This is a genomic window from Streptomyces sp. NPDC057565 (genome assembly GCF_042801455.1).
Classification (GTDB): domain Bacteria; phylum Actinomycetota; class Actinomycetes; order Streptomycetales; family Streptomycetaceae; genus Streptomyces; species Streptomyces yanii.
Window position 1 is genome coordinate 55,878 of the sequence record NZ_JBHVFU010000028.1, and the last position, 22,016, is coordinate 77,893.

Genomic DNA, 22,016 nt, shown 5'->3' on the forward strand with positions numbered 1-22,016 from the left:
TCTGGGCCGGCGCAGCGGGCGAGGGGCCGCCGCATACCTGCCGCGGCCCCTCGCCGTCGCTCCCGCTCCCGCTCCTGCTGCCTGCGTGCGCCGGTGTCAGACGGCGCTGTGCTGCTCTTCCATGCGCCGGCGCAGGCTCAGCGGGCGCATGTCGGTCCAGACCTCCTCGATCCGGGCGAGGCACTCGGCACGGGTGCCGCGGGTCCCCTCCTGGTGCCAGCCGGCGGGGAGCTCCCGGTCGGCGAGCCAGATCGAGTACTGGAGTTCGTCGTTGTGGACGACGAGGTAGGTCCGGTCGTCGCTCTGCTCTTCGGCCATCGGTGGCCTCCTTCTCGTCTGCGGAATCGGGGTCAGCGGCCCGAGGCCTCGGGTACGGCTGCGGGTGCGGCTTCTGCTGCCGTGAGGAAGTCGTCGACGGCGACGCCGAGCTGCTGCTTCTGCGCCTCCTCGTACACCAGCTGGGCGACGGCGAGGTCGAGCACACCGAGGCCGAACGGCGAGACGATGACGGTGCGTTCGGGGTCGCGGCGGAACGACGTGGCGCCCCCGACCAGTTCCCCGATCGACGCGTCGATGAAGTCGCGGTTCCCGGAGAGCTGTTGGGCCAGATCCGGGGAGGTCCGCTCGCGGCAGACATGGTCGGCGTCGTCGACGACGTTCTGCGCGTCGAGGAGCGTCTGTGGACGGATGTCCCGCAGCGAGACGTTGAGGACCGTCGAGCCCGGGCGGAAGGCGTCCACAGGCAGATACGGTTCTGCGGAAGTGGTGGCCAGCGAGACGAGCGAGTGCGCGGCCAGCGCCTGCGCCTGCTCGCGGGCCACGGTCACGGTGATGCCCGGGGCCTTCTCCTCGGCCGTGCGGACGAAGGCGGCGGCCCGTACCGGGTCCTGGTCGTACACGGTCGCCTCGGTCAGCGAGGGCAGCCGGGTGCTGAGGAAGTGCAGGATCTCCGCGTTGATGACCCCACAGCCGATGAGCGTGACGCCGGTGGTGCCCGCACCCTCGTCGGGCAGCAGCAGTCCGGCGGCGAGCGCCGCGCCGGCCGCGGTGCGCTTCGCCGAGATCAGCGAGGCCTCGATCACCGCCTGCGGGTGGCCGTTGAGCAGCGAGCTGAGCACGATCACCGCGCTGGCGCGGTCGACGCCCGTCCGGATGTTCCCGGGAAAGGACGCGATCCATTTCATTCCGGCGGAAGGACTGTCGCCGCCGATGAATGCGGGCAGTCCGATGATGCGGTTGGCCGGTGCATCGGGAAAGCGGAGAAAGGTGGAGTGCGGCAGTGAGGTGCGTCCCTCGTCATGGAGCCGGTACGCGTTCGCCACCAGGTCGATCAGTTCGGCGGAGCGGCTTTCGAGAATGCCGCTCACCTCGCTCTTGCGGACAATCAGCATTCCTGTGCCACCTGTCCTTCCTTGTCCTTCCAGAGATGGGTGACGTCACCGAAGTTCTCACGCACCCAATTATCGGAGTAGATCGTGTCGAGATAGCGGTCGCCGCCGTCGGGGAAGATCAGCACACAGGTGGCACCGTCCTCGATGGAGGGGCTGAGTTTCTCCAGCGCGGCGACGGTCGCCCCGGAGGAGCCGCCGGCCAGGATCGATTCGCGCCGGGACAGCCGTCGGCAACCGGTCACGCACTCCAGGTCCGTGATGTGGACGATCTCGTCCGGTGTGCTGGTGTCCAGCAGGGCGGGACGCACGGAAGCGCCGTGGCCCGGGATCAGCCGGCGCTCGGTGGTGGTCGGCGGACCGAACAGCACACTGCCGACCGCGTCGACCGCGACGACCTTGGTGCCGAGGCCGTGCTCACGGATGTACTCCCCGCAGCCTCGCAGCGTCCCGGTGGTGCTCGCCGCGCAGAACAGGTAGTCGACCCGGCCGTCGAGCGCCTGCGCGATCTCGCGCATCGTCGAGCGGTGGGCACGGGGGTTGAGCGGGTTGGCGTACTGGTTGGGCCAGAAGGAGTGCGGCAGCGCGGCCACCAGTTCCCGTACCCGGCGCAGCCGCATCGGCAGGAACTCGCCGGTGACCGGGTCGGCCTCGGTGACCACCTCGACCTCGGCGTGCAGCGCCTTCAGCACGGCGAGGTTCTGGTCGGTGGTCTTGGCGTCCACGACACAGACGAAGCGGAGGCCGAAGTAGCCGCAGACCTGGGCCAGCCCGATGGCCAGATTCCCGGAGCTGGACTCGACCACGACCGAACGGCCGGGCTGGAGCCCGCCGTTGCGGATCTCCTCCAGGAGCATGCTGATCGCCGAGCGGTCCTTGATGCTGCCGCCCGGGTTGAACCGCTCCATTTTGGCGAATACCCTGCCGCCGAATCCGGGGACGAGCCTTTCCAGTTCCACCAGCGGCGTATTACCTATCGTCGAGAGTATTCCCTTGAGACGTTCTTCTGCCACGATTTACCCTTCGCCACCGCGGATCGTCCGGCATACAAATGATGAAGGCGTGCTCTATAGCCGCTCTATACAGTCCCTGACCCCATGGCCAGCAGCTCCGCGAGATCGGAACGGTCCACCAGCGCGATGGCTTCTATTTCCGCTCCGGGATCGTCCGTGGCCCGGTCGAGCAGCCGCGCGTAACGCTGGGCGAACCGCTCGACGGTGCCGGCGTCGAAGAGGTCGGTGTCATAGCTGAAGACCGCGTCGAGCGTGTCTCCGCTCTGCTCGATCCGCAGCATGAGGTCGAACTGCCCCTCCTGCTGCGGGACTCCGATCCGGGCGACGGTCAGCCCTTCGTACGGCCGGGCGTCCCCTTCGCCGTCGGCGCGTACGGGGCCGAGCCGCGGCTCCGTACGGTCCGTGGCGATCAGGGTGACGGCGGTACGGAACGGCGGGGTGCGCCGGCCCGGCGCGGCGGCCAGCAGGGCGCCCGGATGTCCGGCGTGTGCAAGGCCCTGGACGAGCTGCCGCTGGGCGGCCAGGACCGCGTCGCTCATGCGGTCGCCGGGCCGGAAACTCCCGCGTACCGGCACGGTGTTGACGAAGTAGCCCACCGCGGCCTCGGTCCTTCGGCCCGCTCCGAGGGCGCCGCGGGTGGACATCGGGCAGCCGACCAGGGCGTCCGGCTGTCCCGAGTGGCGGTACAGCGTGGCCTGGAAGACGCCGAGGAGAAAGGCGAACGGTGTGACGTCGAGTGAGCGTGCGGCCTTCGTCAGCCGCTCGACCGTGCTCGTGGGCAACGGGAGTTCATGGGTGGCCCCGCGGAACCCCTGGGTGGCGGGGCGCGGCCGGTCGGTCGGCAGCTCGGCGGGGAGCGCGCCGACGCGCACCTGGCGCCAGTACGTCGCTCCCCGGGCGCCCCGGGCCGAGGAGAGGAGCCGTCGTTCGGCCGCCACCTGCTCGGCATGGATGTCCGGGCCGGCGCCCGCCGATACGGGGTCCGGAGCGGAGCCGTCGGCGAACTCCCGGTGCAGGGTGAGGAGCTCGCGCAGGATCAGGTGGTGCGAGGCGTAGTCGCTGACGATGTGGTGGGTGGCGATGACCAGCACCGCGTCCTGCGCGTCCCGCCGCAGCAGCGTGACGCGGAACGGCGGCTCCGCGTCGATCCGGAAGGCCTCCTGGGCGCACTCCCGGACCAGCGCGTGCAGGTGCGCGTCCGTGGCGTCCGGCAGCTCCCGGACGGTGAGGGCGTCCTGGTCCGGGCTGTCGAGCACGGTGCGGTACGGCTCCCCGTCCGCACCCTCACCGTCCCCTTCCGCGAATACCGAACGCAGCAGGGGATGCCTGGCCGCGACGGTGCGAACGGCCGCGGAGAGCGCGTCGCTGTCCAGCGGCCCCCGCAGCCGTACCGGCAGCACGATGGTGTAGGCGGCGCTCTCGGGCGCCAGCCGGTGGGCCAGCCACAGCGCCTGCTGGCTCGCCGAGAGGGGCAGGGTCCGATCGGTCGGTGGCATGCTGCGGCTCCCGGTGGGTAGGGCGGCCGCCGCGCCGGTCGGACCGGAGAACGCGAAGGGCCGGAAGGCTGAGCGGAACTGTCCGCCGGAGTCGTCCGGCTGAACAGGCCCCCACCTTCCGGCCCTTGGCTATATCCGGGCTATACGCCACCGCCTCGGCTGCCCGCGGGTACCGCGGCCGGCGTGGGCTGTTCGCCCGCCGCGGGCGGTGCGGTGTCCGTCCCGACGGGGCGGCCCGGCCACCAGAAGGTACGGCCGACGTCCAGGGCCAGGGCCGGGACGAGGACCGACCGCACGAGGAAGGTGTCGATCAGGACACCGATGGCCACGACGATGCCGATCTCGATGAACGCCACCTGCGGGGCCGTGGTGAGAGCGGCGAACGTCGCCGCCAGCACCGCGCCGGCGCTGGTGATGACGCCGCCGGTGGAGGTGAGTCCGCTCAGTACGCCGGCGCGGTGGCCCCGGTGACCGACCTCCTCGCGGATCCGGTGGATGAGGAAGATGTTGTAGTCGACGCCGAGTGCCACCAGGAACAGGAAGCCGATCAGCATGACCTGGATGTCCACCGCCGGGAATCCCAGGACGTGCTGGAACAGCTGCCAGCTGATACCGAGCGCGGCGAAGTAGGACAGCACCACGGTCGCCATCAGCAGCAGGGGCGCGACCAGGGCCCGGAGCAGGACGACCAGGATGAGGAAGACCACGGCGAGCACCAGCGGGATCACCACCTTGCGGTCGTGGGCCTGCGCCTCGGTCTTCTCCTGTGCCATCGCGGTGGGGCCGCCGACCTGGGCGTCGGCGCCGGGGACGGCGTGCACGGCGGTGCGGATGCGGTCGACCGTACGGGCCGCCGCCGCACTGTCCGGGCTGTCCTTCAGTACGGCCCGGGTGCTGGCGAGAGTGCCGTCCGTGGACTTCTCCGGTGGGGCGACCTCGGCAATCCCGTCGATGCCCTTCAGCACGGCGGCGACCGCTGGTGCGGCCCCGGCCTTGCTGATCACCTCGGCGGGCCTGCTCTGGCCGGCCGGGTAGTGGTCGGCGAGGAGTTCCTGGCCGGCGATCGAGCCGGGCTTGCCGACGATGAGGTGCTCGTCGTCGAGACCGGTCTTCAGGCCGAGCGAGCCGAGGGCCAGCACGGTGAGGACCAGGGCGGAGCCGATCCACACCAGGCGCGGACGGCGGGAGATCCTGCCGCCGACACGGTCCCACAGGCGGTGGTTGGCGTTCTTCACGGCCACTCCGGCGCGCGGCACATTGGGCCAGAAGACCCAACGTCCGAGGATCACCAGAACGGCCGGGAAGAGCGTGGTCATCGCGGCGAGACCGCAGATGATGGCGATGGCCCCGGCCGGGCCGAGCGTGTAGTTGAAGCCGACGTCCGCCTGCGTCAGGCAGAGCAGCCCGATGCTGACGGTCGCCGCGGACGCGGCGATCGCGGGGACGGCCCTGCGGACCGCCGTCTGCATGGCCTCGTGCCGGTCCTCGTGGACCCGCAGTTCCTCGCGGTAGCGGGCCAGCAGCAACATCGCGTAGTCGGTGCCGACACCGAACAGCAGGGCTGTCACGACGATCTCGTTGCCGCCGCCGACCGTGAGCCCGAAGCCCTTGGCGAGGAGGTAGGAGACGGCCTGCGTGGTGAGGAACGCGACGCCGACGGTGAGCAGGGGCAGCAACCACAGGATGGCGCTGCGGTACGTGATCAGGAGCAGGGCGGCGACGACGAGGACCGTGATGAGGGTCAGCGCGCGGCCGGTCGACTCCCGGGCGTCGGCGGCGTCCAGCGAGTTGCCCGCCGGACCGGTGAGTTTGGCTTCGAGGCCGTCGGGCCGGTCGGCGGTGGCCCGGTCCCGCACCTTCTCCGCGTTGTCCGCGAGTGCGGTGCTGTCCTCCTTGTCGAGGGGCACGAACGCGGTCAGCGCCTTGCCGTCGTCGGACGGCCTGGCCGGCCCGACCTCGCCGGCCGCGAAGCTCGCGAACTCCTTGATGTCGGAGGCGACCTTGGCCTTGTCCTCGGCGGTCAGCCCGCTGTCCCGTACGTAGACGACGATGCCGAGGGAGATCTTGCCGTCGGCGAACCGGTCGGCGAGCCCGGCGACATCGGTGGACTCGGCCCCTCGGGGCAGCTCGATGGTCAGCTCGTCCTTCTCGATCTCCGAGAGCTGTCCGGCGAGGGGCACGGACGCGACGACGATGATCAGCCAGGTGATCAGCGTCAGCCACTTGCCCTTCCTTCCTCCCGGTAATTTCAGGAGCCGGTCGGCCCAGCGGTGCGGTCGTGACATGGGGACTCCTCGTCCAGGGTGTGGGATGTGCGGGGCACGGGCGCGTGGTGCGTAGTGCGTAGGGGAGCGGTTCAGGCGGCGGGCTGTTCGGCGAGCGCCGCCTCCGCGTCGTGGCGTTGGATCCAGGAGGTGTCGGCGACGAGCGCCTTCATCTCCTGGCCGGACTGTTTGCGGGCCTGCAGACCGGCCGGGCCGCCGCCCAGGCGCTGCGAGCCGCTGTCGCGGCTGCCCAGCTGGACCTGCGCGGTGTGGGCCAGGCGGACCGTCTCGTACCGCCGCAGTGCCGCGGCGATGTCCTGCGGACTCGGGGTCTCCCCCGCATCGGCGACGCAGGCCGCCAGGACGACGGCGTCCTCGATGGCCTGGCTGGCGCCCTGGCCGTGATGCGGAAGCATCGGGTGGGCCGCGTCGCCGAGGAGCGTGGTGCGCGCGGTGCTCCAGCGGGTCAGCGGCTCGCGGTCGCACAGCGTCCAGTGGCCGGCCTCGTCCGCGGCGTCGACCAGCTCCTGCACGGTCGGGTCCCAGCCCTGGAACGCCTTGGCGACCAGGTCCAGCTCGGCCGGCCGGCTCCAGGACTCGCGCCGCTGCACCTCGTCGCTCTCGGGGATCACAGCGACGAAGGACAGCTGCTGCCCCGCGCTCACCGGGGCGGTGAGCATGCGACCGCCGGGACCGGCCCACACGTACATGTCCTGGGCGTCGAGCCGGGGCATCCGGTCCATGGGGACGAGCCCGCGCACCGCGCAGGTCCCGGTCGGCACCAGAAGGTCCTGTCCGCCCGAAACCGCTGCACGCATGAGGGAGTTGACGCCGTCGGCGCCGATCGCGAGATCCGCCCGTGCGGTGGATCCGTCGGCGAAGTGGAGTTCCACGCCGTCGAGGTCCTCGGCGTAGCCGGTGCACCGGCTGTCCAGGCGCAGGGTGTCCGCCGGGAGCCGGGCGGCGAGCAGGGCGTGCAGATCGGCGCGGTGCACGGTGTAGTGCGGGCCGCCGAACTCGGTCTCCCAGGCGTCCCCCATCGTGCGTCGGGTGAGGACCTCTCCGTCGCTCCATCGCCGGACCTCGAGCGCCTCGGGGCGTACGGCCACCTGGTGAAGGGCGTCCGCGAGGCCGAAGCGGTGGAGGATCCGGCTGCCGTTGGGGGCCAGGTGGAGTCCGACACCCACCTCACGGAGTTCGGGGGCCTGTTCGTGGACAGTCACCCGGAATCCCCGGCGGGTCAGGGCCAGCGCGGCGGTCAGTCCGCCGATACCGGCGCCGACGATCGCGATCCTGGGGGCGATGTACCGTGTCATCGAATCTCTCTGCTCTCTCAGGTACGACCGTTGGTGTCCGCGGTGGCCAGCTGGGCCCGGACGTGGCTGACAAGGGCGTCGACCGTGGGGTGCTCCCACACCAGGGCCGCGTCGAGCTCCAGACCGAAGCGGTCCTCCAGATCGCCGCAGAGGGCGACGGCGTAGACGGAGTCGAGGCCCATCGAGATCAGTGAGGCGTCGGGCGGGATGACCGCCGATGGCCTTTCGAGGTAGTCGGCGACGAGTTCGATGAGCCAGTCACGCGTCGCTTCGGCGTCGAAGTCCGCAGCGTTCACGTCGACTTCGAAGTCCACCGGGTTCGGGTCGATCGTCATGCCTGCCTCTCGGTGGCGTACAGCGGGGTGAGTTGGTCGGACAGGTACAGCTCCCGCATCAGTGAGCGCTGGATCTTTCCGCTGGTGGTGCGGCGGACCTGGCCGGGCCTGACCAGCACGACGTGCGGGGCCTTCACGCCGAGGCTGCGGCCCATGGTGTCCTTGACGTGCGCCGCGAGGCCGCTGAGCCGGCCGGGGTCGGTCTGCCCGGCCCGTATCTCCTGGACGACGACGATCTCCTCGCCCTGACCCGCCGGGCCCGGGATGGAGAAGGCGCTGCCGGTCCTGCCCTCGAAGGCCGGGTCGAGTGCGCCGACCTCGCGTTCGATGTCGTGCGGGTAGAGGTTGCGGCCCCGGATGATGAGCATTTCCTTGATCCGGCCGGTGATGAAGAGTTCCCCGTCGAGGAGCGCGCCGAGGTCCCCGGTGCGCAGGAATCCGCCGTCGTCGTCGGTGGTGGTGGCGCGGAAGAGGCGTTCGGTGGCCTCGGGGCGCTGCCAGTAGCCCTGGGTGATGGAGGGGCCCCGCACCCACACCTCGCCGATGTAACCGTCGGTGAGCTCGTCCAGCGAGCCGGGGTCCACGATCCGTACGTCCATGCCGGCGACCTGCCCGGACCCGGCCAGGGTCACGGAGTCCTCCTCCTCCCCGACCGGCACCATGCGGTGCTTCTCCAGGGCGGCCGGGTCGACCTGGCGCAGCACGGGTGCGCGGCCGGTCGGGGTTCCTGAGACCAGGAGGGTGGTCTCCGCCAGTCCGTAGGCGGGAGCGAAGGACTCGTAGCGGAATCCGGCGGGGGCGAAGCGTCGGGCGAAGCGCTCCATGGTGGCGGCGTCGACGGGCTCGGCGCCGTTGGCCGCGCACACCCAGCGGGAGAGGTCGAGTCCGGCGATCTGCTCGTCGGTCAGCCGCCGGACGCACAGGTCGTAGGCGAAGTTGGGGGCACAGCTGATCTGGACGTCGTACCGGTCGATCAACTGGAGCCACATGGAGGGCCGCTTGAGGAAGGAGGTGGCGGTCATCAGGACCGTGGTGGTGCCGAGGTAGAGCGGGGAGAGCACGGTCAGGATCAGACCCATGTCGTGGAACATCGGGACCCAGCCGCAGAAGCGCATGTCCGCGTCCCAGCCGAGCGCCTCGGTGAGTTCCCCGATGTTGTGCGCGATGTTGGCGTGGCTGACGATCACTCCGCGCGGATCACTTGTCGATCCGGAGGTGTATTGCAGGAATGCCACGTCGTCGGGACCGACGCCCGGATCGGTCCAGTTCTCGGCCGGCGCGAGGTCGCCCTCGTCCGTCACGGCGTATTCCAGTGCGGGAGTTCCGGGCAGGTCCAGCCAGGCCTGGACGTCGGGCAGGCTGACGCTGTCGGTCAGCACGACGGATGCCGCGCAGTCGACGGCGATCCGGGCGGTCCGCTCGGCCTGGTGGGCGTGGCCGCCCGGCACGGGGACGACGACCGGGGCGAGCCCCGCGTACAGACAGGCGACGAAGGACTTCACCAGGTCGAGGCCCTGCGGGTGCAGCAGCAGGACGCGGTCGCCGGGGCGGCAACGGGACTGGAGCCAGGCCGCGGTGGAGCGGGCGGCACGGTCCAGGCCGGCGTAGTCCAGCCGCTCGGGCGCGTGGTCCTGGGCAGCCCCGCGGAAGAACAGCACGGCGTCCCGGTCGGGAAGCTCGTCGGCGTGGCGCCGCAGCCTGCCGACCATTCCTTCGAATTCTGGCGATCCGGCTCGCATGATTCTGACACTCCCTGTCGGACCGACCGGCCCATTCATTTGGTTTCTCTGATTTCTCTGATTTCCCCGAATGAGGTCATGACTCATCGGGCGCAGCATGCCCGCGGGGGCTATACGGCGCCTATACAGCGAGAGTTGTCAGGAATTCAGATACGCGAGGACGGCGAGAACGCGGCGATTGTCGTCGTCGGACGGTACGAGGTCGAGTTTCGTGAAGACATTCGATGTATGCTTGGTGACGACCTTCTCGCTGACACCGAGCCGCCCGGCGATGGCGGCGTTGGAGCGGCCCTCCGCCACCAGTCCGAGAACTTCCCGTTCCCGTGCGGTGAGCCGGCCCAGGGGGGCGTCGGAGGCGTTGCCCGCCAGGAGCTTCGCCACCACATCGGGGTCCATCGCGCTGCCGCCCGCGGCCACCCGGCGTACGCAGTCGATGAACTGGCGGCTGTCGAAGACGCGGTCCTTGAGCAGATAGCCGACCCCGCCCGAACCGTCCGCCAGCAGCTCACGGGCGTAGAGCTGTTCCACGTACTGCGAGAGCACGAGCACCGGGAGGCCCGGGATCCGGCTGCGCGCCTCGATGGCGGCGCGCAGCCCCTCGTCGGTGAAGGTGGGCGGGAGCCGTACGTCGACGAGCGCGATGTCCGGCCGGTGTTCGATCAGGGCGTCCAGGAGGGCGGGTCCGGTGTCCACGGCGGCGGCGATCTCGAATCCATGGGCGGTCAGGAGGCGCACGAGCCCTTCCCTCAGGAGGAAGAGGTCTTCGGCGAGAACAATGCGCACGGGATCTCCATCGTCGCCATCGTCGGTCCGCCCTGAGGGCTGTTCACGGCAAGTATGCCGTCGAATGCGGCAATGCGGCTCTCAATTCCGCGCAGCCCCGTTCCCGTGGATGCCGCGGCGCCACCCACCCCGTCGTCGGTCATGCTGATGCGCAGGGCGTCCCGGTCGTGCCTGATGTCGATCCATACCCTTCCGGCCTTCGCGTGTTTCGCCACATTCGTGAGCAGTTCACTGACGGCGAAGTACGCGGCGGACTCGACGGGGGCGTCCAGCCGGCCGGGCAGGTCGACCACCACATCGACGGGGAGCGGACTGTCCAGAGCGAGGGCCCGCACGGCGTCTCCCAGACCCCGGTCGGAGAGGACCGGTGGGTGGATTCCCCGTACGAGGTCGCGGAGTTCGCTCAGCGCCTTGGAGGACGAGTCCCTGGTCTCCATCAACAGGGCGCGCGCCGCCTCGGGGTTGGAGTCCAGGAGCTGTTCGACGGCGTCGAGGTTCATGCCCATCGCGACGAGCCTGGCCTGCGCCCCGTCGTGGAGGTCGCGCTCGATCCTGCGGAGCTCCGCCGCCTGGCTGTCGACGACGGCGCCCCGGGTGCGGGTCAAATGACCGACCCGTGCGGCGAGTTCGGCGCTCGGGCGAGGGCCGAGGAGGGTGCGGGTGAAGCGGCCGTGGGCCGTGACCAGCTTGGGTCCTGCCCACAGTCCCAGCCCGATGAACACCATGCCGACGAGGGGCATCAGCCAGGTGCGCAGACCGGTCTCGCCGTGCACATGGATCAGTCCTGCGTAGTGGTCGTCGTATCCGGCGGACACGAGGTCGTCCCAGACGAACGGGAAGACCAGGCCCTCCAGTCCGTAGACGAGCAGCGCCGCCGGCATGAGGGCGAGGACGGTGCCGACGACGGGGTCGGCGATCGTCCACAGCATGTCCCGCCAGGTGGCGGGGTCGGAGAGGAGTTGCCTGCAGCGGCGCCACCGACCGAAGAAGCCGGGCTCCCGCGGCGGCAGTTCACGGTACGGCTCCGTGATCCGGACCCCCGACCAGGCGTGTGCCAGCCTCCGGGACCGGTTCGCCAGCTTCCTCACGGCGGCCACGACCAGCGGCAGGAGCAGGACGCCCACGCCGAGGCCGAGATAGACCAGGGAGATCACCATCAGGACGAACAGGGCGAGCTGAGGCACCTTCTGTGCCGCCAGGGCCAGTCCCCGCAGTGGCGGCTGCCAGAGCTTGGGCGGTGGGGGTGTCGTCATCCGGGCCTCCTCGGTTCGGAACCTCTTGGTCCCTGCAGGCATCAGTCTGTCCTGCGACCGCTCCGGGAACATTGGGCCTGTCCCCCCTTTTCCAGGGGGGACCTAGGTCCCCCCTGGACGAATGCCTGGTCAAAGGCCCTGCGCGAGGACCGGGCCGGGGGTGAGCCAGGTGTCAGCGAGGCACGGCTTCGATGAGCGCGGCCCTGGCTCCCCGGTGGATGTCGGCGGTGTCGAAACCGCCCCGGTCCAGCAGGGCACGCCACTCCGACTCGGTACGCTCCCGACCGCCGAGCAGCACCAGCATGTGCAGGTCGAGCAGCGCGGCCGGATGCCGGGAGCCGTCGTCGGGCACGACCTGTTCCAGGATGAGGAGCCGGCCCTGTCCGCCCATGGCCCGGCGGCAGGACTCCAGGATCCGTATCGCGCTCTCGTCGTCCCAGTCGTGCAGGATCTGGGCCAGGACATAGACGTCGCCGCCTGCGGGTACCTCGTCGAAGAAGCTGCCGCCGACGCAGTCCGCGCGGCCGTCGAGTCCGGCGTCGGCCAGGGCCTGCCGTGCCTCGTCGAGGACGTGCGGGAGGTCGAAGACGACGCCCTTCAGTCGGTCGTTGCCGCGCAGCAGGTCGGTGAGCAGGGTGCCGTTGCCGCCGCCGACGTCGACGACGCTGCCGACCGCGCTCCAGTCCCATTCCAGGAGCGGCAGGAGGCGCAGGGTCACCAGGCCCGCCTGTCCCTCGTTGAAGGTGCGGGCGGCCTCGGGATGGGCGGCGAGCCACTCGAAGTACGGACTGCCGTAGACCTCGTCGAAGCCGGGCCGTCCGGTGCGCAGCGCGTGGGTCGCGGCTCCCCAGGCCTCGTACGCCTCGCCGGCCATCAGGCTGGAGAGATGGGAGAGGGAGCCGGGGGTGTCGGTACGGAGGAGGGCGCCCATGGGTGTCAGCCCGAAGGTGCCGGGCTGCTCCTCGTTCAGGATGCCTTCGGCCGCGAGGACGCGGAGGAACCGGTGCAGGGCGTCGGGGTCGGCGCCGGTCCCGGCGGCGAGTTCGGCGATGCTCTGCGGGCGGTCACCGAGCAGGTCCGGTATGCCGAGTTCGCAGACGGCGTGGATGGCCCGGGAGACGATGTACCCCATGATCTTCTGGCGCAGCTCATGGTTGTGGCGCTGTGCGTCGTCCATCAGTTGACTCCTTCTTCGGACGTGGTGTCCTCGGGGGCATCGGTTCCGGCCTCGTCGCGCAGGCGCGGGAAGAGCGGTACCTGCGCGGCGGTCTTCAGATAGGAGGCACCGCTCGTGCCACCCGTGCCGGGCACGTCGCCGATGATTTTCAGCGTGAGCCCCCAGTGGTTGCGCTTCATCGCCCCCCACGCCTTGTCCAGCCGCTCCATGGCCTCGGCCACCTGTGCCGCGCGGTCGGCCGGCAGGCTCGCGGCGCGCGAGGCGAACGTGGCGTCCAGGCCGGGTCCTTCGACGACCACGGCCGGGATCTTCTTGCCCGTCGGCATCGGCTGCCCGGGCACGCAGAAGGCCTCCACCTGCCGGTACCAGCGTGACTGGATGGCGCTCCTGCCGTCCGTGTAGGCGCGGATGACGGCGAACGAGTCGATCGGCATACCGGTCAGGACGCGGTACAGGATGGGTGTGGCCTCGATCCGGGCGGCCCCGTCGGCGAGCAGTTCGAGGACGGCCGGCACGTTCCCGAGCTCCAGAGCCGCTGCCGCCGCCTCCACGTCGCGGGCGACCTGCTGGTAGACGCCCTCGAAGATCTGGATGCTGCGGATGAACATCAGCTCGTCGTGCAGCCGGGTGGTGGGGATCAGCGTGAGCTCCACCGCTTTCCGGTAGAGCACGGGGAAGCTTTCGGCCGTCGACTGGGCGGCCTTGCTCGCGACGGCGGCCAGGGTGTCGGCGGCGCTCTGTCCGGTCAGCGCCGTACGCAGCTGCGCCAGGTCCTCCGACTCGGCCGCCGCGCGCGGAAGATAGTCCGCGATCCGGGTGAGCGTGCGGGCGGCGGCCCGGGTACGGGCATAGGCGCGCACGTCGTCGGGCGCGGTCGCCAGCACCTCCGCCTCGATGGCCACGAGGTCGGCGACGGCCACCGCGGTGAAGCCGTCGATGGCCTCGACCCGGCGTCCGGGACCGGCCTGTTCGACGAGCGAGTCGAAGACAGCGGTCCCGATGTACGAGTCGTAGTCGCCGTCCGTCCGGTCGTACGTCATCGGCAGCCAGTCCGCGAGCAGCCGCTCCTCCCCGTACGCGGGGGCGCTCGCGGTGAGCTTCTCACCGACGGTACGCAGCTCGGCGAGCAGGTCGTCGTCGGCGTGATTGCGCCCTACGGCCCGGTAGTGGGCGAGCACTTCGGCATACGGAAACGCCTGCGTCGGAACCTTCGACCACTGTGCGAGTGCATGGCGAGCGGCCTCCGCCGAGCGTTCGGCCGGCCTGGCCCGCTCGACGGCCAGGCTCACCCCGCCGACGCCGCTGTGTCCCGGCCAGACGGTCTCCCCGGGGGCTGCCTGACCACCGCTGCGATCTTCTGTTGTGGATCCCACGGATTACCCCATATTCCCTGGATGCGGACGGGCCGCCCGCAGCTGCTCATCAGTCGGGTCTCGGGGCGAAGCATTCCGGGCGTGGCTATATTTCTTCGATATGCAGGGGTGACGGCCTGTGGCTCGAGGATTTCACTATGATTCGGCGCCGGAGGGGATTTCTTATGGGCATTACCGCGGAAAGAAGTGATGGGCTCTGGTTCCGGCGGCTGCGGGGCACGGCCGAACCGGCCCTGCGGCTGGCGTGTTTCCCGCACGCCGGGGGCACCGCGAGCATGTTCCGGGGCTGGCGGCGGCTGCTGCCACCGGACGTCGAGCTGCTCGCCGCCCGCTACCCGGGCCGGCAGGACCGGATCGCCGAACCGGTCGTCGAGTCGATGGACGAACTCGCGGAGCGGATCACCGGGGCGCTGCTCGGCCTCCTCGACCGCCCGCTCGCACTCTTCGGGCACAGCATGGGATCCGCGGTGGCGTACGCCGTCGCGGCCAAGCTGTCGGAGGAGCACGGGGTCAATCCCGCGCTCCTCATCGTCTCGGGCCGGCCGGCACCGCACCGCGTGGAACCGACGACCGTGCACCACGAGGGGGACGAGGCGATCATCGAGTCGCTCCGGCGGCTGGGCAGTACGCAACTGGACGTCTTCGACGACCCGGACCTCAGGGAGCTGCTGATGCCGGCCCTGAGAGCGGACTACCGGGTCCTGGAGACGGGCAGGCCGCACCACCCGGTGGCACTCGGCACCCCGATCGTGGCCTGCGCGGGCATCAGCGATCCGCGATGCGGCCTCGACGGACTGAGATCCTGGGAGGAACTCACCACCTCGTCGTTCACCCATCGCGTTTTCCCCGGCGATCATTTCTATCTGGAACCGTACGAGGCGGACCTCGTCGACTATTTTTCCAAGCATTTGAGGGCGGTTCGAAATTGAACCGATATCGCTTCAAAAATAGGAGCCCCTAGCGTTACTCCTGTCGCACCCGCAAAGCCTGACGAGGAGTTGGAAATGCTCGCCACCAAGACGGTTCCCGCCACCATCGGAGCCCTGTGCACCGCCGCGCTCCTGCTGGCCGGCATGGCAGCCGCCGTGACCACGGGCCCGGCCACATCGGACGGCTTCCGGGTCGCCGCCGAGCAGCCGTGGAGCGCCCCCGGCGAGGGAGGCGGCGCCACGACGCAGGACGAGCAGCCCTGGTCGTAACCGCTCGCACAAGCCCGCCGGCCCGGCCCGCGCCCCCGTCGCGGACCGGGCCGGCGTTCGTCCGCGCGCGGGGCAGGCGAGTCCACACCCGCCCACACCGGCAGCACGGGCACACAGGGCTCACATGCCGGGTTCCCCGTCCCGCGCCCTCCCCGTCAGTTGTCGAGCAGCCGGGCGAGTTCGGCGACCGGTACGGGGCTGCCGGGGCCCGCGGTCCGTGCCGCGTCGCCGAGGCGGCCGACGCGGCGCTGCCAGGCGTCGGCGCCGAGGTCCGTGAAGACCGCCCGCGCCCGGTCGAACATCCCCGCGCCCTCCCCGTCCCCCCGCGCGACGAGGATGACACCGAGATCCACCCTGATCCTGGCCTCAAGGAATCGGTCGGCCAGCTCCTCGGCCACGCGCAGCGCGTCCTGGAGGCAGCTCTGCGCGTCGTCGAGCAACTCCTGCCGCCACAGCGCCTCCCCGAGCCCCCGCAGCGCGAACACTTCACCGACGGTGTCGCCTTCGACGCGGGACAGCCCCAGGGCGGTCCGGCAGTGCTCCGCCGCTCTGGCGGGTTCGCCGTTACGCATCTGGGCCTCGGCCAGCCGGTAGGTGTTCTGCGCCTCCCCCCTGAGGAATCCGGCCGCACGACTCATCGAGACGGCCTCGGCGCTCAGGATGATCCCCTCACTCACCCGCCCACACTCCAGTTCGATCTGCGCCATCAGGCCGAGGACGTAGCTCTCGGACATCAGATCACCGACCTTCCTGAAGCCGCGCAGGGCCTCCTCGGCATGGCGCAGGGCCGGCCCCAACTCGCCCCGGAACCGCCCGCACAGAGCCAGATTCCGTCGTACGAGCGCGAGCCCGTGCTCCTCGCCCTGTTCGTCGAAGAGCTGCTGGGCGGGGTTCAGCCAGGCCTCCGCCGCCGCGTACCTGCTCTGGTAGATCTCCAGGGAGCCGAGGGACTGGAGCATCGCCGCCTCACCGGTGCGGTCGCCGGTGCGGCGGGCTGCCTCCAGGGCGTGCCTGGCGCAGGTGCGCCAGTCCTCCAGGTAGTTGTGGGTGGAGAACAGGGTGCTGCTGCTCATCGTCAGGTCCCAGGCCTGCGCGGAGCGGTCGGTGCGCGACGCCTGCTCGACGACCGCGACGATCGCGGCGCGCTCGGACTCGAACCAGGCCATCGGGTCGGCAAGCAGGTCGTCCACCATCTCCTCGGGCAGGGGCAGGCGCGGCGCGGGCCCGTGGATGATGGTGTAGTCGCCGCCGTGGGCCCGCCGGTGTGCGGCATCGGCAAGAGACAGCCAGGCGCCGAAGGCCCGGTCGAGGGCGGCGTCGCGTTCCTCCTCGGTCTCCTCGGCCTGCGCGCACTCCCAGCCGAACAGCCGCAGCAGATCCTGGAAGCGGTAGCGGATGGCCCCGTCCGTTTCCCCGGTGACGACCTCCAGCAGCTGGGCGTCGACGAGTTGCTCGATGAGCGTCTCGGCGGTCGCCGGATCGGTGTCGAGGACGGCGGCGCCCACCCAGGAGGTGAAGTCGGGTACGGCGAGCAGGCCGAGGCGCCGGTACATCCGGGCGGCGGCCGGCGGCAGCGCCCGGTAGCTGAGCCGGAATCCGGCGCGTACCCCCTGGTCGCCCTGGCTGAGTTCGTCCAGCCGCAACCGCTGGTCGGAGAGCCGGTTGACGAGGGTCCGCACCGACCAGTGCGGCTTGGCGGCCAGCCGGGCGCCCGCGATGCGCAGGGCGAGCGGCAGCCGGTCGCAGAGCTGGCTGAGAAGTTCGGCGCCTGCCGGGTCGGCGGCGATCCGCTCCTCGCCCGCGACCTTCCGGAGCAGCCGGATGGCCTCGTCCTGGTTCATGACGTTGAGCCCGATGCGGCGTACGGCGTAGTCGCCGGTCAGCCCGTCGAGCGCGTCCCGCCCGGTGATCAGCACACAGCATCGGCCGTTTCCCGGCATCAGCAGGCGGACCTGCTGATACGAGGCGGCGTTGTCGAGCAGGATCAGGACCCGTCTGCTGCCCAGGACGCTGCGGTACAGGGCGGCGCGCTCGTTCGGGTCGGTCGGGACCTGCGGGCCGGGCACCCCGAGCGCCCGCAGAAAGCGGTCGAGGACGGCGCTGGCCGCCGTGGGGTCGTCATGCTCGTCGTACCCCCGCAGATCCGCGAACAGCTGCCCGTCGGGGAACTGCTCGGCGACCTGGTGGGCCCAGTGCACGGCGAGTGCCGTCTTGCCCACCCCGCTCACCCCGGAGATGGCACCCACGGCGAGGGGCGCGTGGCCCCGCCGTTCGTCGAGCAGCCCGTCGAGCAGGGCGAGCTGCGCCACCCGCCCGGTGAAGGCCGCTCCTCCGGCGGGAAGCTGCGCAGGTAAGGAGACGGTCGGCGCAGCGATATGACGCACGGTCAGCTCGGGTGCGTCCCGCAGTACTTGGTCGTGCAGCTCCTGGAGTGCGGGGCCCGGCTCGATCCCCAGCTCCTCGACGAGCAGCTGGCGTGCCTCGCGGAACACTTCGAGCGCCTCGGCCCGGCGCCCCGACCGGTAGTGGGCGAGGATCAGATGGGCGCGCGCCTGTTCGCGCAGCGGGTGCTCCTTGACCAGCCCGGCGAGCTCCCCGATGAGCGAGCGGTGCTGGCCCAGTTGCAGACGTAGCCCGGCCAGCTCCTCGTACGCGTCGAGGCGGAGCTCATCGAGCGTCGCCGCACCCTCCTCGGCACCGTTGATGCCGTCGAGCGCGGGCCCGCGCCACAGGTTCAACGCACTCTCCAGCACGGCCCCGGCCTCCGCGGCCTGCCCACGCCGGATCAACTCCCTCCCCCGCCGCACCTCTTCCTCGAACTCCAGCGAGTCGACGACATGGTCGCCGGTCGCCAGGATGTAGCCGGGATGTGCCGTGACGATGAGATCGTCCACATTCGCCTCGGACTCGAACGTCTTGCGCAGCCCCGAGACGCAGATCGCGATCTGGTTCCTCGACGTCGACGGTGGACTCCCCTGCCAGACCGCCTTGATGAGACTGTCCACCGAGACGACGCGGTCCGGTGACAGCAAGAGCATGGCCAGTACGGTCCGCTGCCGTGCTCCCCCCACCGAGATTGCGCGTTCGCCTGCGTTGACGACCAGTTGCCCCAGGATTCTGAACACCAACTGCTGCGACAAAAAACTCCCCCGTCCCCCGTCCCCACGGATCAGTCTGACTGCATGCAATCAGACTGGCCACAAAAGAAGACCAAAAAGATCACAGAATCGTCGCGACCATGGAGGTTGCGTGGGCAATCATGTCAACCGGGGAGGGGTCTGGCGATGCGAGAAGGGATCGGATCCGGACAGTTTCATCGACCCGGGAGTAACTTCATCCGGCGGGCAACACCACGGCAAAGAGACCGAAGTCTGGAGCCGAAGATTCCGTTACGGCCGTGCGCAGTTCCGGCCTCCTGACGTTTCCCGGGCGCCGGTCACCTCCCGCACCGAGCCCGCCGCACCCGCGGCAAGCACCTCATATGCCGCCACGCAGCCGAGTCATAGCTGGACGGGAAGGTGGCGGGGTCCGCGGAGCATGGCGTTCTGCCGGTAGGGGGGCGGGTCCTGGACCAGGCGGGCCGTGCCGAGGTGGGGGATCAGCGCGCCGAGCGCGGCCTGGGCTTCGAGGCGGGCGAGGGGTGCGCCGTAGCACAGGTGGATGCCGCTGCCGAAGCCGAGGTGCTCGGTGTCCGGGCGGGTGGGGTCGAACCGGTCGGGCTCGTGGAACCGCCTGGGGTCGCGGTTGCCCGATGCCAGCACCAGTACGACGGTCGCGCCCTCGGGGATCGTGGTGCCGGCGACGTCGATGTCGGCGAGAGGGATCCTCTCGCGCATGTGGACCGGGGGTTCGTAGCGCAGCAGTTCCTCCACCGCTCGCGGCAGCAGGTCGGGGTCGCGACGCAGGTGGTCGAGATGCTCGGGTTGGCGCAGCAGGGTGAGCACCCCGTTGGTGATCAGGTTGACCGTGGTCTCGTGCCCTGCGATGAACAACAGGATGGTGGTTTCCGCGAGTTCCTCCTGGGTGAGCCGCAGGGCCGGTTCCGGCTCGTTGACGAAGGCGGAGAGCATGTCGTCGCTCGGGTGGCCACGGCGCTGCTCGGCGAGGTCGACCAGGTACCGGCCCATCTCGATCCGTGCCTGGTCGCCCGCCCGGTCCCGTTCGGTGGTGTCTTCCTCGGGCCCGATGTCGGCCATTGCGACCAGAGCTTCGGTCCACGCCTGGAACAGCGACTCGTCCTCGCGCGGCACACCGAGCAGGCGGCAGATCACGGTGACGGGCAGCGGGTAGGCGAAATCGTCGACGATGTCGATCTGCCGGCCCGCCTGGAAGGGTTCCATCAGTTCCTTGGTGAGCCGGGCGATCTCGCCACGCATGGCGTCGACCCGGCCCGGGCTGTGCGGCGGGCCGAACGGCCGCATGGCCAGGGTGCGCAGCCTGTGGTGCTCGGGGTCGTCGAGCCGCAGGAACGGCGGCGTGCGTGTCTTCTCGCCACGGGTGCGGGGATCGGCACTCATCCGAGGGTCGTGGAGCAGAGCGGCGATCTCGTGGTAGGTGCCGATCAGATAGCTGCCGTCCGCCTGCCGCACCACGGGACCGGCCTCGCGGAGTTCCGCGTACAGCGGGTAGGGGTCGGGGCGGTTCTCGTAGTCGGTGATCCGTGCCAGCAAGGTGGCGGAGTCCATGGTGGATCCTCGTGGTTGGCGGGACGTCGGGTCAGCGCGTGGGCTGCACCACGGTCAGTCGGCGATCGGGCAGGTGACCGGTGAGCGCCACGGTGGGGCCGTGGGACAGCCCCTTCGGATCCGGCACGTCGGACGGAATCGGGACGTCGGCCGCGATCGCACGGTCCGCCGCACCGAGCGGGGGCGGGAACGGAGCAGCCGTCTCGATCAAGTGCCGGTAGTAGTCGAGCGACTTGGCCATGTCGACGGTGACCGCGGCGGTGACCCGCCCCTGGTAGCCGTAGACCATCGCCAGACGGCGCGCCTCCAGAGATCCTTGGGCGATGACCACGTGGTCGGAGTAGGTCGGTACGCCCACGGACTTGATGTTGAGCCCGAACTGGGTCGACCAGAACACCGGGATGGCCAGATGCGGGCGCCGCAGGGGCCCCGGATTGACCATGTTGTGGGCCGCCACCTCGGCCTGTTCGACCGCGTTGCCCCAGTGCTCCAGGGAGAGCATCTGGTACCCGAACAGCGGGTGCGGGAAGCGGGAGACATCGCCGGCCACGAAGATGTCGTCGGTGACGATGCCGTACATGTTGAAGGCACGGCACCCGGCGTCACAGGCGATACCGCGAGGGCCCGCCGCCAGCCCGGACTCCGCCAGCCACTCGACGTTGCGGACCGCCCCCAACGCCACGACGCACACATCCGCGTCGACACGGCTGCCGTCGGACAGGTCCGCACCGATGAACCGGCCGTTCCCGTCCCCGCGCAGCGCGGTGACCGTCACCCCGCAGCGCAGATCGACGCCGTGGTTGCGCTGCATGACGGCCGCAAGCTTGGACAGCGTCCCGCCGAGCGCGCCCACCAGGGGTGCGGGACCGCGTTCGGCGACCGTGACGTCCAATCCTCGTTCCCGGCAGGCCGAGGCGATCTCCGAGCCGGTGAAGCCGCCGCCGATCACCATCACCCGCCCCGGCCCGGCGGCCAGTCGCTCGGCCAGGCCCCCGGCCTCGTCACGGGTGCGCAAGGTGAACACCCCGTCCAGGGACGCCTCCTCCGGGTTGGGCCAGGGTCGTGCCCGGGTCCCGGTGGCGATCAGCAGCCGGTCGTACGGCAGCGACTCGCCGTCGGCCAGCATCACCCGTTTCTCGAGGGGGTCCAGGCCGGTGGCACGTACTCCCAGCCGCCAGTCGGCGTCCGGATCCCGGCGCATCGGCAGCCCCGTGGTCTCCGCCGGCACCTTGCCAAGCAGCACCTGCTTGGACAGCGGTGGCCGGTCGTAGGGCGGACAGGGCTCGTCCCCCACCACGGTCAGTGAGCCGCTGAAGCCTTCCTCGCGCAGCGTTTCCGCGGCCCTCAACCCGGCCAGCGACGCGCCGACGATGACGATGCGGCCGTCCCGCAGATCACCGGGCACCGGCGCTCACCTCCTCGCCGACGAGGATGGCCTGGACCGGGCACGCCGCCGCGGCCTGACGCACACGCTCGGCCTGGTCGTCCGGCGCGGCCGAGGCGTACAGCAATCCCTCTTCACCGTGCAGCTCGAACACCTCCGGCGCGAGGAAGACGCATTGCGCATAGCCCTGGCAGCGCGTGAGGTCCACAACGATCTGCATGGCTGGTCACTCCCTGAGTCGTACCGGCGTCCCCTTCCCTTTCTACGCCGGTATCGCACCGGACGCCCTTCACGACCGGACCGCCTACGCGGAAGCGGTCCGCACCACCGCCCCCGGGGGCGCCGCCAGATGGATGACGGTGCTGTCCGACCTCGATCGAGTCGATCAACGCCCGGCTGTTCGTGGATGGGGAGACCTGCGAGCGCGTGGACGTGCTGCCCGGCCGCGTCGCGGACACGCTCATGGCCTGGCTGCGCGATCGTCCCGTACGGAGATCGTCTGCCGGCAGGTCGAAGAACTGCTCGACCCGTTGGACCAGTGGCGTGACGTGGGCGCCCCTCATCGATGAGAGCGCGTCGCCGAGGAGCCGTTCGGGTGGTCCGCCGAGGAC

General features: G+C 70.5%; 18 protein-coding genes. 2 read left to right on the plus strand and 16 right to left on the minus strand.

Annotation, left to right across the window (positions count from 1 at the left end):
• Nucleotides 1–96: 96 nt before the first annotated feature.
• From ACFU8W_RS33120 to ACFU8W_RS33175, 12 genes are all read right to left on the minus strand, one after another.
• Nucleotides 97–318, minus strand: a complete 222-nt coding sequence (locus ACFU8W_RS33120; RefSeq protein ID WP_266980505.1) for an MbtH family NRPS accessory protein — start codon at nt 316–318, stop codon at nt 97–99.
• Nucleotides 319–350: 32 nt separating this feature from the next.
• On the minus strand, nt 351–1,391 hold the full coding sequence (sbnB, locus tag ACFU8W_RS33125) for a 2,3-diaminopropionate biosynthesis protein SbnB (protein ID WP_384045103.1): 1,041 nt from the start codon (nt 1,389–1,391) through the stop codon (nt 351–353).
• Nucleotides 1,385–2,401: a 2,3-diaminopropionate biosynthesis protein SbnA gene (gene sbnA, locus ACFU8W_RS33130; protein WP_376663099.1), complete on the minus strand. Its 1,017-nt coding sequence runs from the start codon at nt 2,399–2,401 to the stop codon at nt 1,385–1,387. The genes sbnB and sbnA overlap by 7 nt, the downstream gene beginning before the upstream one ends.
• 65 nt (nt 2,402–2,466) lie before the next feature.
• Nucleotides 2,467–3,897 (minus strand): condensation domain-containing protein, encoded by a 1,431-nt coding sequence (locus tag ACFU8W_RS33135; protein ID WP_384045108.1) that lies wholly within the window; start codon nt 3,895–3,897, stop codon nt 2,467–2,469.
• Nucleotides 3,898–4,037: 140 nt separating this feature from the next.
• Nucleotides 4,038–6,182: an MMPL family transporter gene (locus tag ACFU8W_RS33140; RefSeq protein WP_384045111.1), complete on the minus strand. Its 2,145-nt coding sequence runs from the start codon at nt 6,180–6,182 to the stop codon at nt 4,038–4,040.
• A 71-nt stretch (nt 6,183–6,253) separates the two neighbouring features.
• Nucleotides 6,254–7,477: an FAD-dependent monooxygenase gene (locus tag ACFU8W_RS33145; RefSeq protein WP_384045114.1), complete on the minus strand. Its 1,224-nt coding sequence runs from the start codon at nt 7,475–7,477 to the stop codon at nt 6,254–6,256.
• Nucleotides 7,478–7,494: 17 nt separating this feature from the next.
• Nucleotides 7,495–7,812: an acyl carrier protein gene (locus tag ACFU8W_RS33150; protein ID WP_384045117.1), complete on the minus strand. Its 318-nt coding sequence runs from the start codon at nt 7,810–7,812 to the stop codon at nt 7,495–7,497.
• Nucleotides 7,809–9,551, minus strand: a complete 1,743-nt coding sequence (locus ACFU8W_RS33155; RefSeq protein ID WP_384045120.1) for a fatty acyl-AMP ligase — start codon at nt 9,549–9,551, stop codon at nt 7,809–7,811. Before ACFU8W_RS33155 ends, ACFU8W_RS33150 begins: the two co-directional genes overlap by 4 nt.
• 138 nt (nt 9,552–9,689) lie before the next feature.
• On the minus strand, nt 9,690–10,334 hold the full coding sequence (locus tag ACFU8W_RS33160) for a response regulator transcription factor (protein ID WP_327243882.1): 645 nt from the start codon (nt 10,332–10,334) through the stop codon (nt 9,690–9,692).
• Complete coding sequence (locus tag ACFU8W_RS33165) at nt 10,298–11,587, minus strand: sensor histidine kinase (RefSeq protein ID WP_384045123.1); 1,290 nt, start codon at nt 11,585–11,587, stop codon at nt 10,298–10,300. Before ACFU8W_RS33165 ends, ACFU8W_RS33160 begins: the two co-directional genes overlap by 37 nt.
• A gap of 172 nt (nt 11,588–11,759) precedes the next feature.
• Nucleotides 11,760–12,764, minus strand: coding sequence for a methyltransferase (locus ACFU8W_RS33170; RefSeq protein WP_384045126.1), 1,005 nt, complete (start codon nt 12,762–12,764; stop codon nt 11,760–11,762).
• Nucleotides 12,764–14,137 carry a hypothetical protein gene (locus tag ACFU8W_RS33175; protein ID WP_384045128.1) on the minus strand — a complete coding sequence of 458 codons (1,374 nt, stop codon included), beginning with the start codon at nt 14,135–14,137 and terminating at the stop codon, nt 12,764–12,766. Before ACFU8W_RS33175 ends, ACFU8W_RS33170 begins: the two co-directional genes overlap by 1 nt.
• A gap of 164 nt (nt 14,138–14,301) precedes the next feature.
• Between ACFU8W_RS33175 and ACFU8W_RS33180 the strand changes: the two genes are divergently transcribed.
• Entirely contained in the window at nt 14,302–15,066 is a 765-nt protein-coding gene (locus ACFU8W_RS33180) for a thioesterase II family protein (protein ID WP_384045131.1), read from the plus strand.
• A 75-nt stretch (nt 15,067–15,141) separates the two neighbouring features.
• Nucleotides 15,142–15,336 carry a hypothetical protein gene (locus ACFU8W_RS33185; RefSeq protein WP_345514213.1) on the plus strand — a complete coding sequence of 65 codons (195 nt, stop codon included), beginning with the start codon at nt 15,142–15,144 and terminating at the stop codon, nt 15,334–15,336.
• A 155-nt stretch (nt 15,337–15,491) separates the two neighbouring features.
• Here ACFU8W_RS33185 and ACFU8W_RS33190 read toward each other — a convergent pair whose 3' ends face one another.
• The 4 genes from ACFU8W_RS33190 to ACFU8W_RS33205 all read right to left on the minus strand — a co-directional run bounded on the left by ACFU8W_RS33190 (nt 15,492) and on the right by ACFU8W_RS33205 (nt 21,625).
• Nucleotides 15,492–18,461, minus strand: coding sequence for a BTAD domain-containing putative transcriptional regulator (locus ACFU8W_RS33190; RefSeq protein ID WP_384045190.1), 2,970 nt, complete (start codon nt 18,459–18,461; stop codon nt 15,492–15,494).
• Between the two features lie 375 nt (nt 18,462–18,836).
• Nucleotides 18,837–20,021 (minus strand): cytochrome P450, encoded by a 1,185-nt coding sequence (locus ACFU8W_RS33195; RefSeq protein ID WP_384045134.1) that lies wholly within the window; start codon nt 20,019–20,021, stop codon nt 18,837–18,839.
• 31 nt (nt 20,022–20,052) lie between these two features.
• The gene (locus ACFU8W_RS33200) at nt 20,053–21,426 is read right to left on the minus strand and encodes an NAD(P)/FAD-dependent oxidoreductase (RefSeq protein WP_384045137.1); all 1,374 of its coding nucleotides are present in this window, start codon (nt 21,424–21,426) and stop codon (nt 20,053–20,055) included.
• The gene (locus ACFU8W_RS33205; protein WP_345514218.1) at nt 21,416–21,625 is read right to left on the minus strand and encodes a ferredoxin; all 210 of its coding nucleotides are present in this window, start codon (nt 21,623–21,625) and stop codon (nt 21,416–21,418) included. Before ACFU8W_RS33205 ends, ACFU8W_RS33200 begins: the two co-directional genes overlap by 11 nt.
• Between the last annotated feature and the right edge of the window lie 391 nt (nt 21,626–22,016).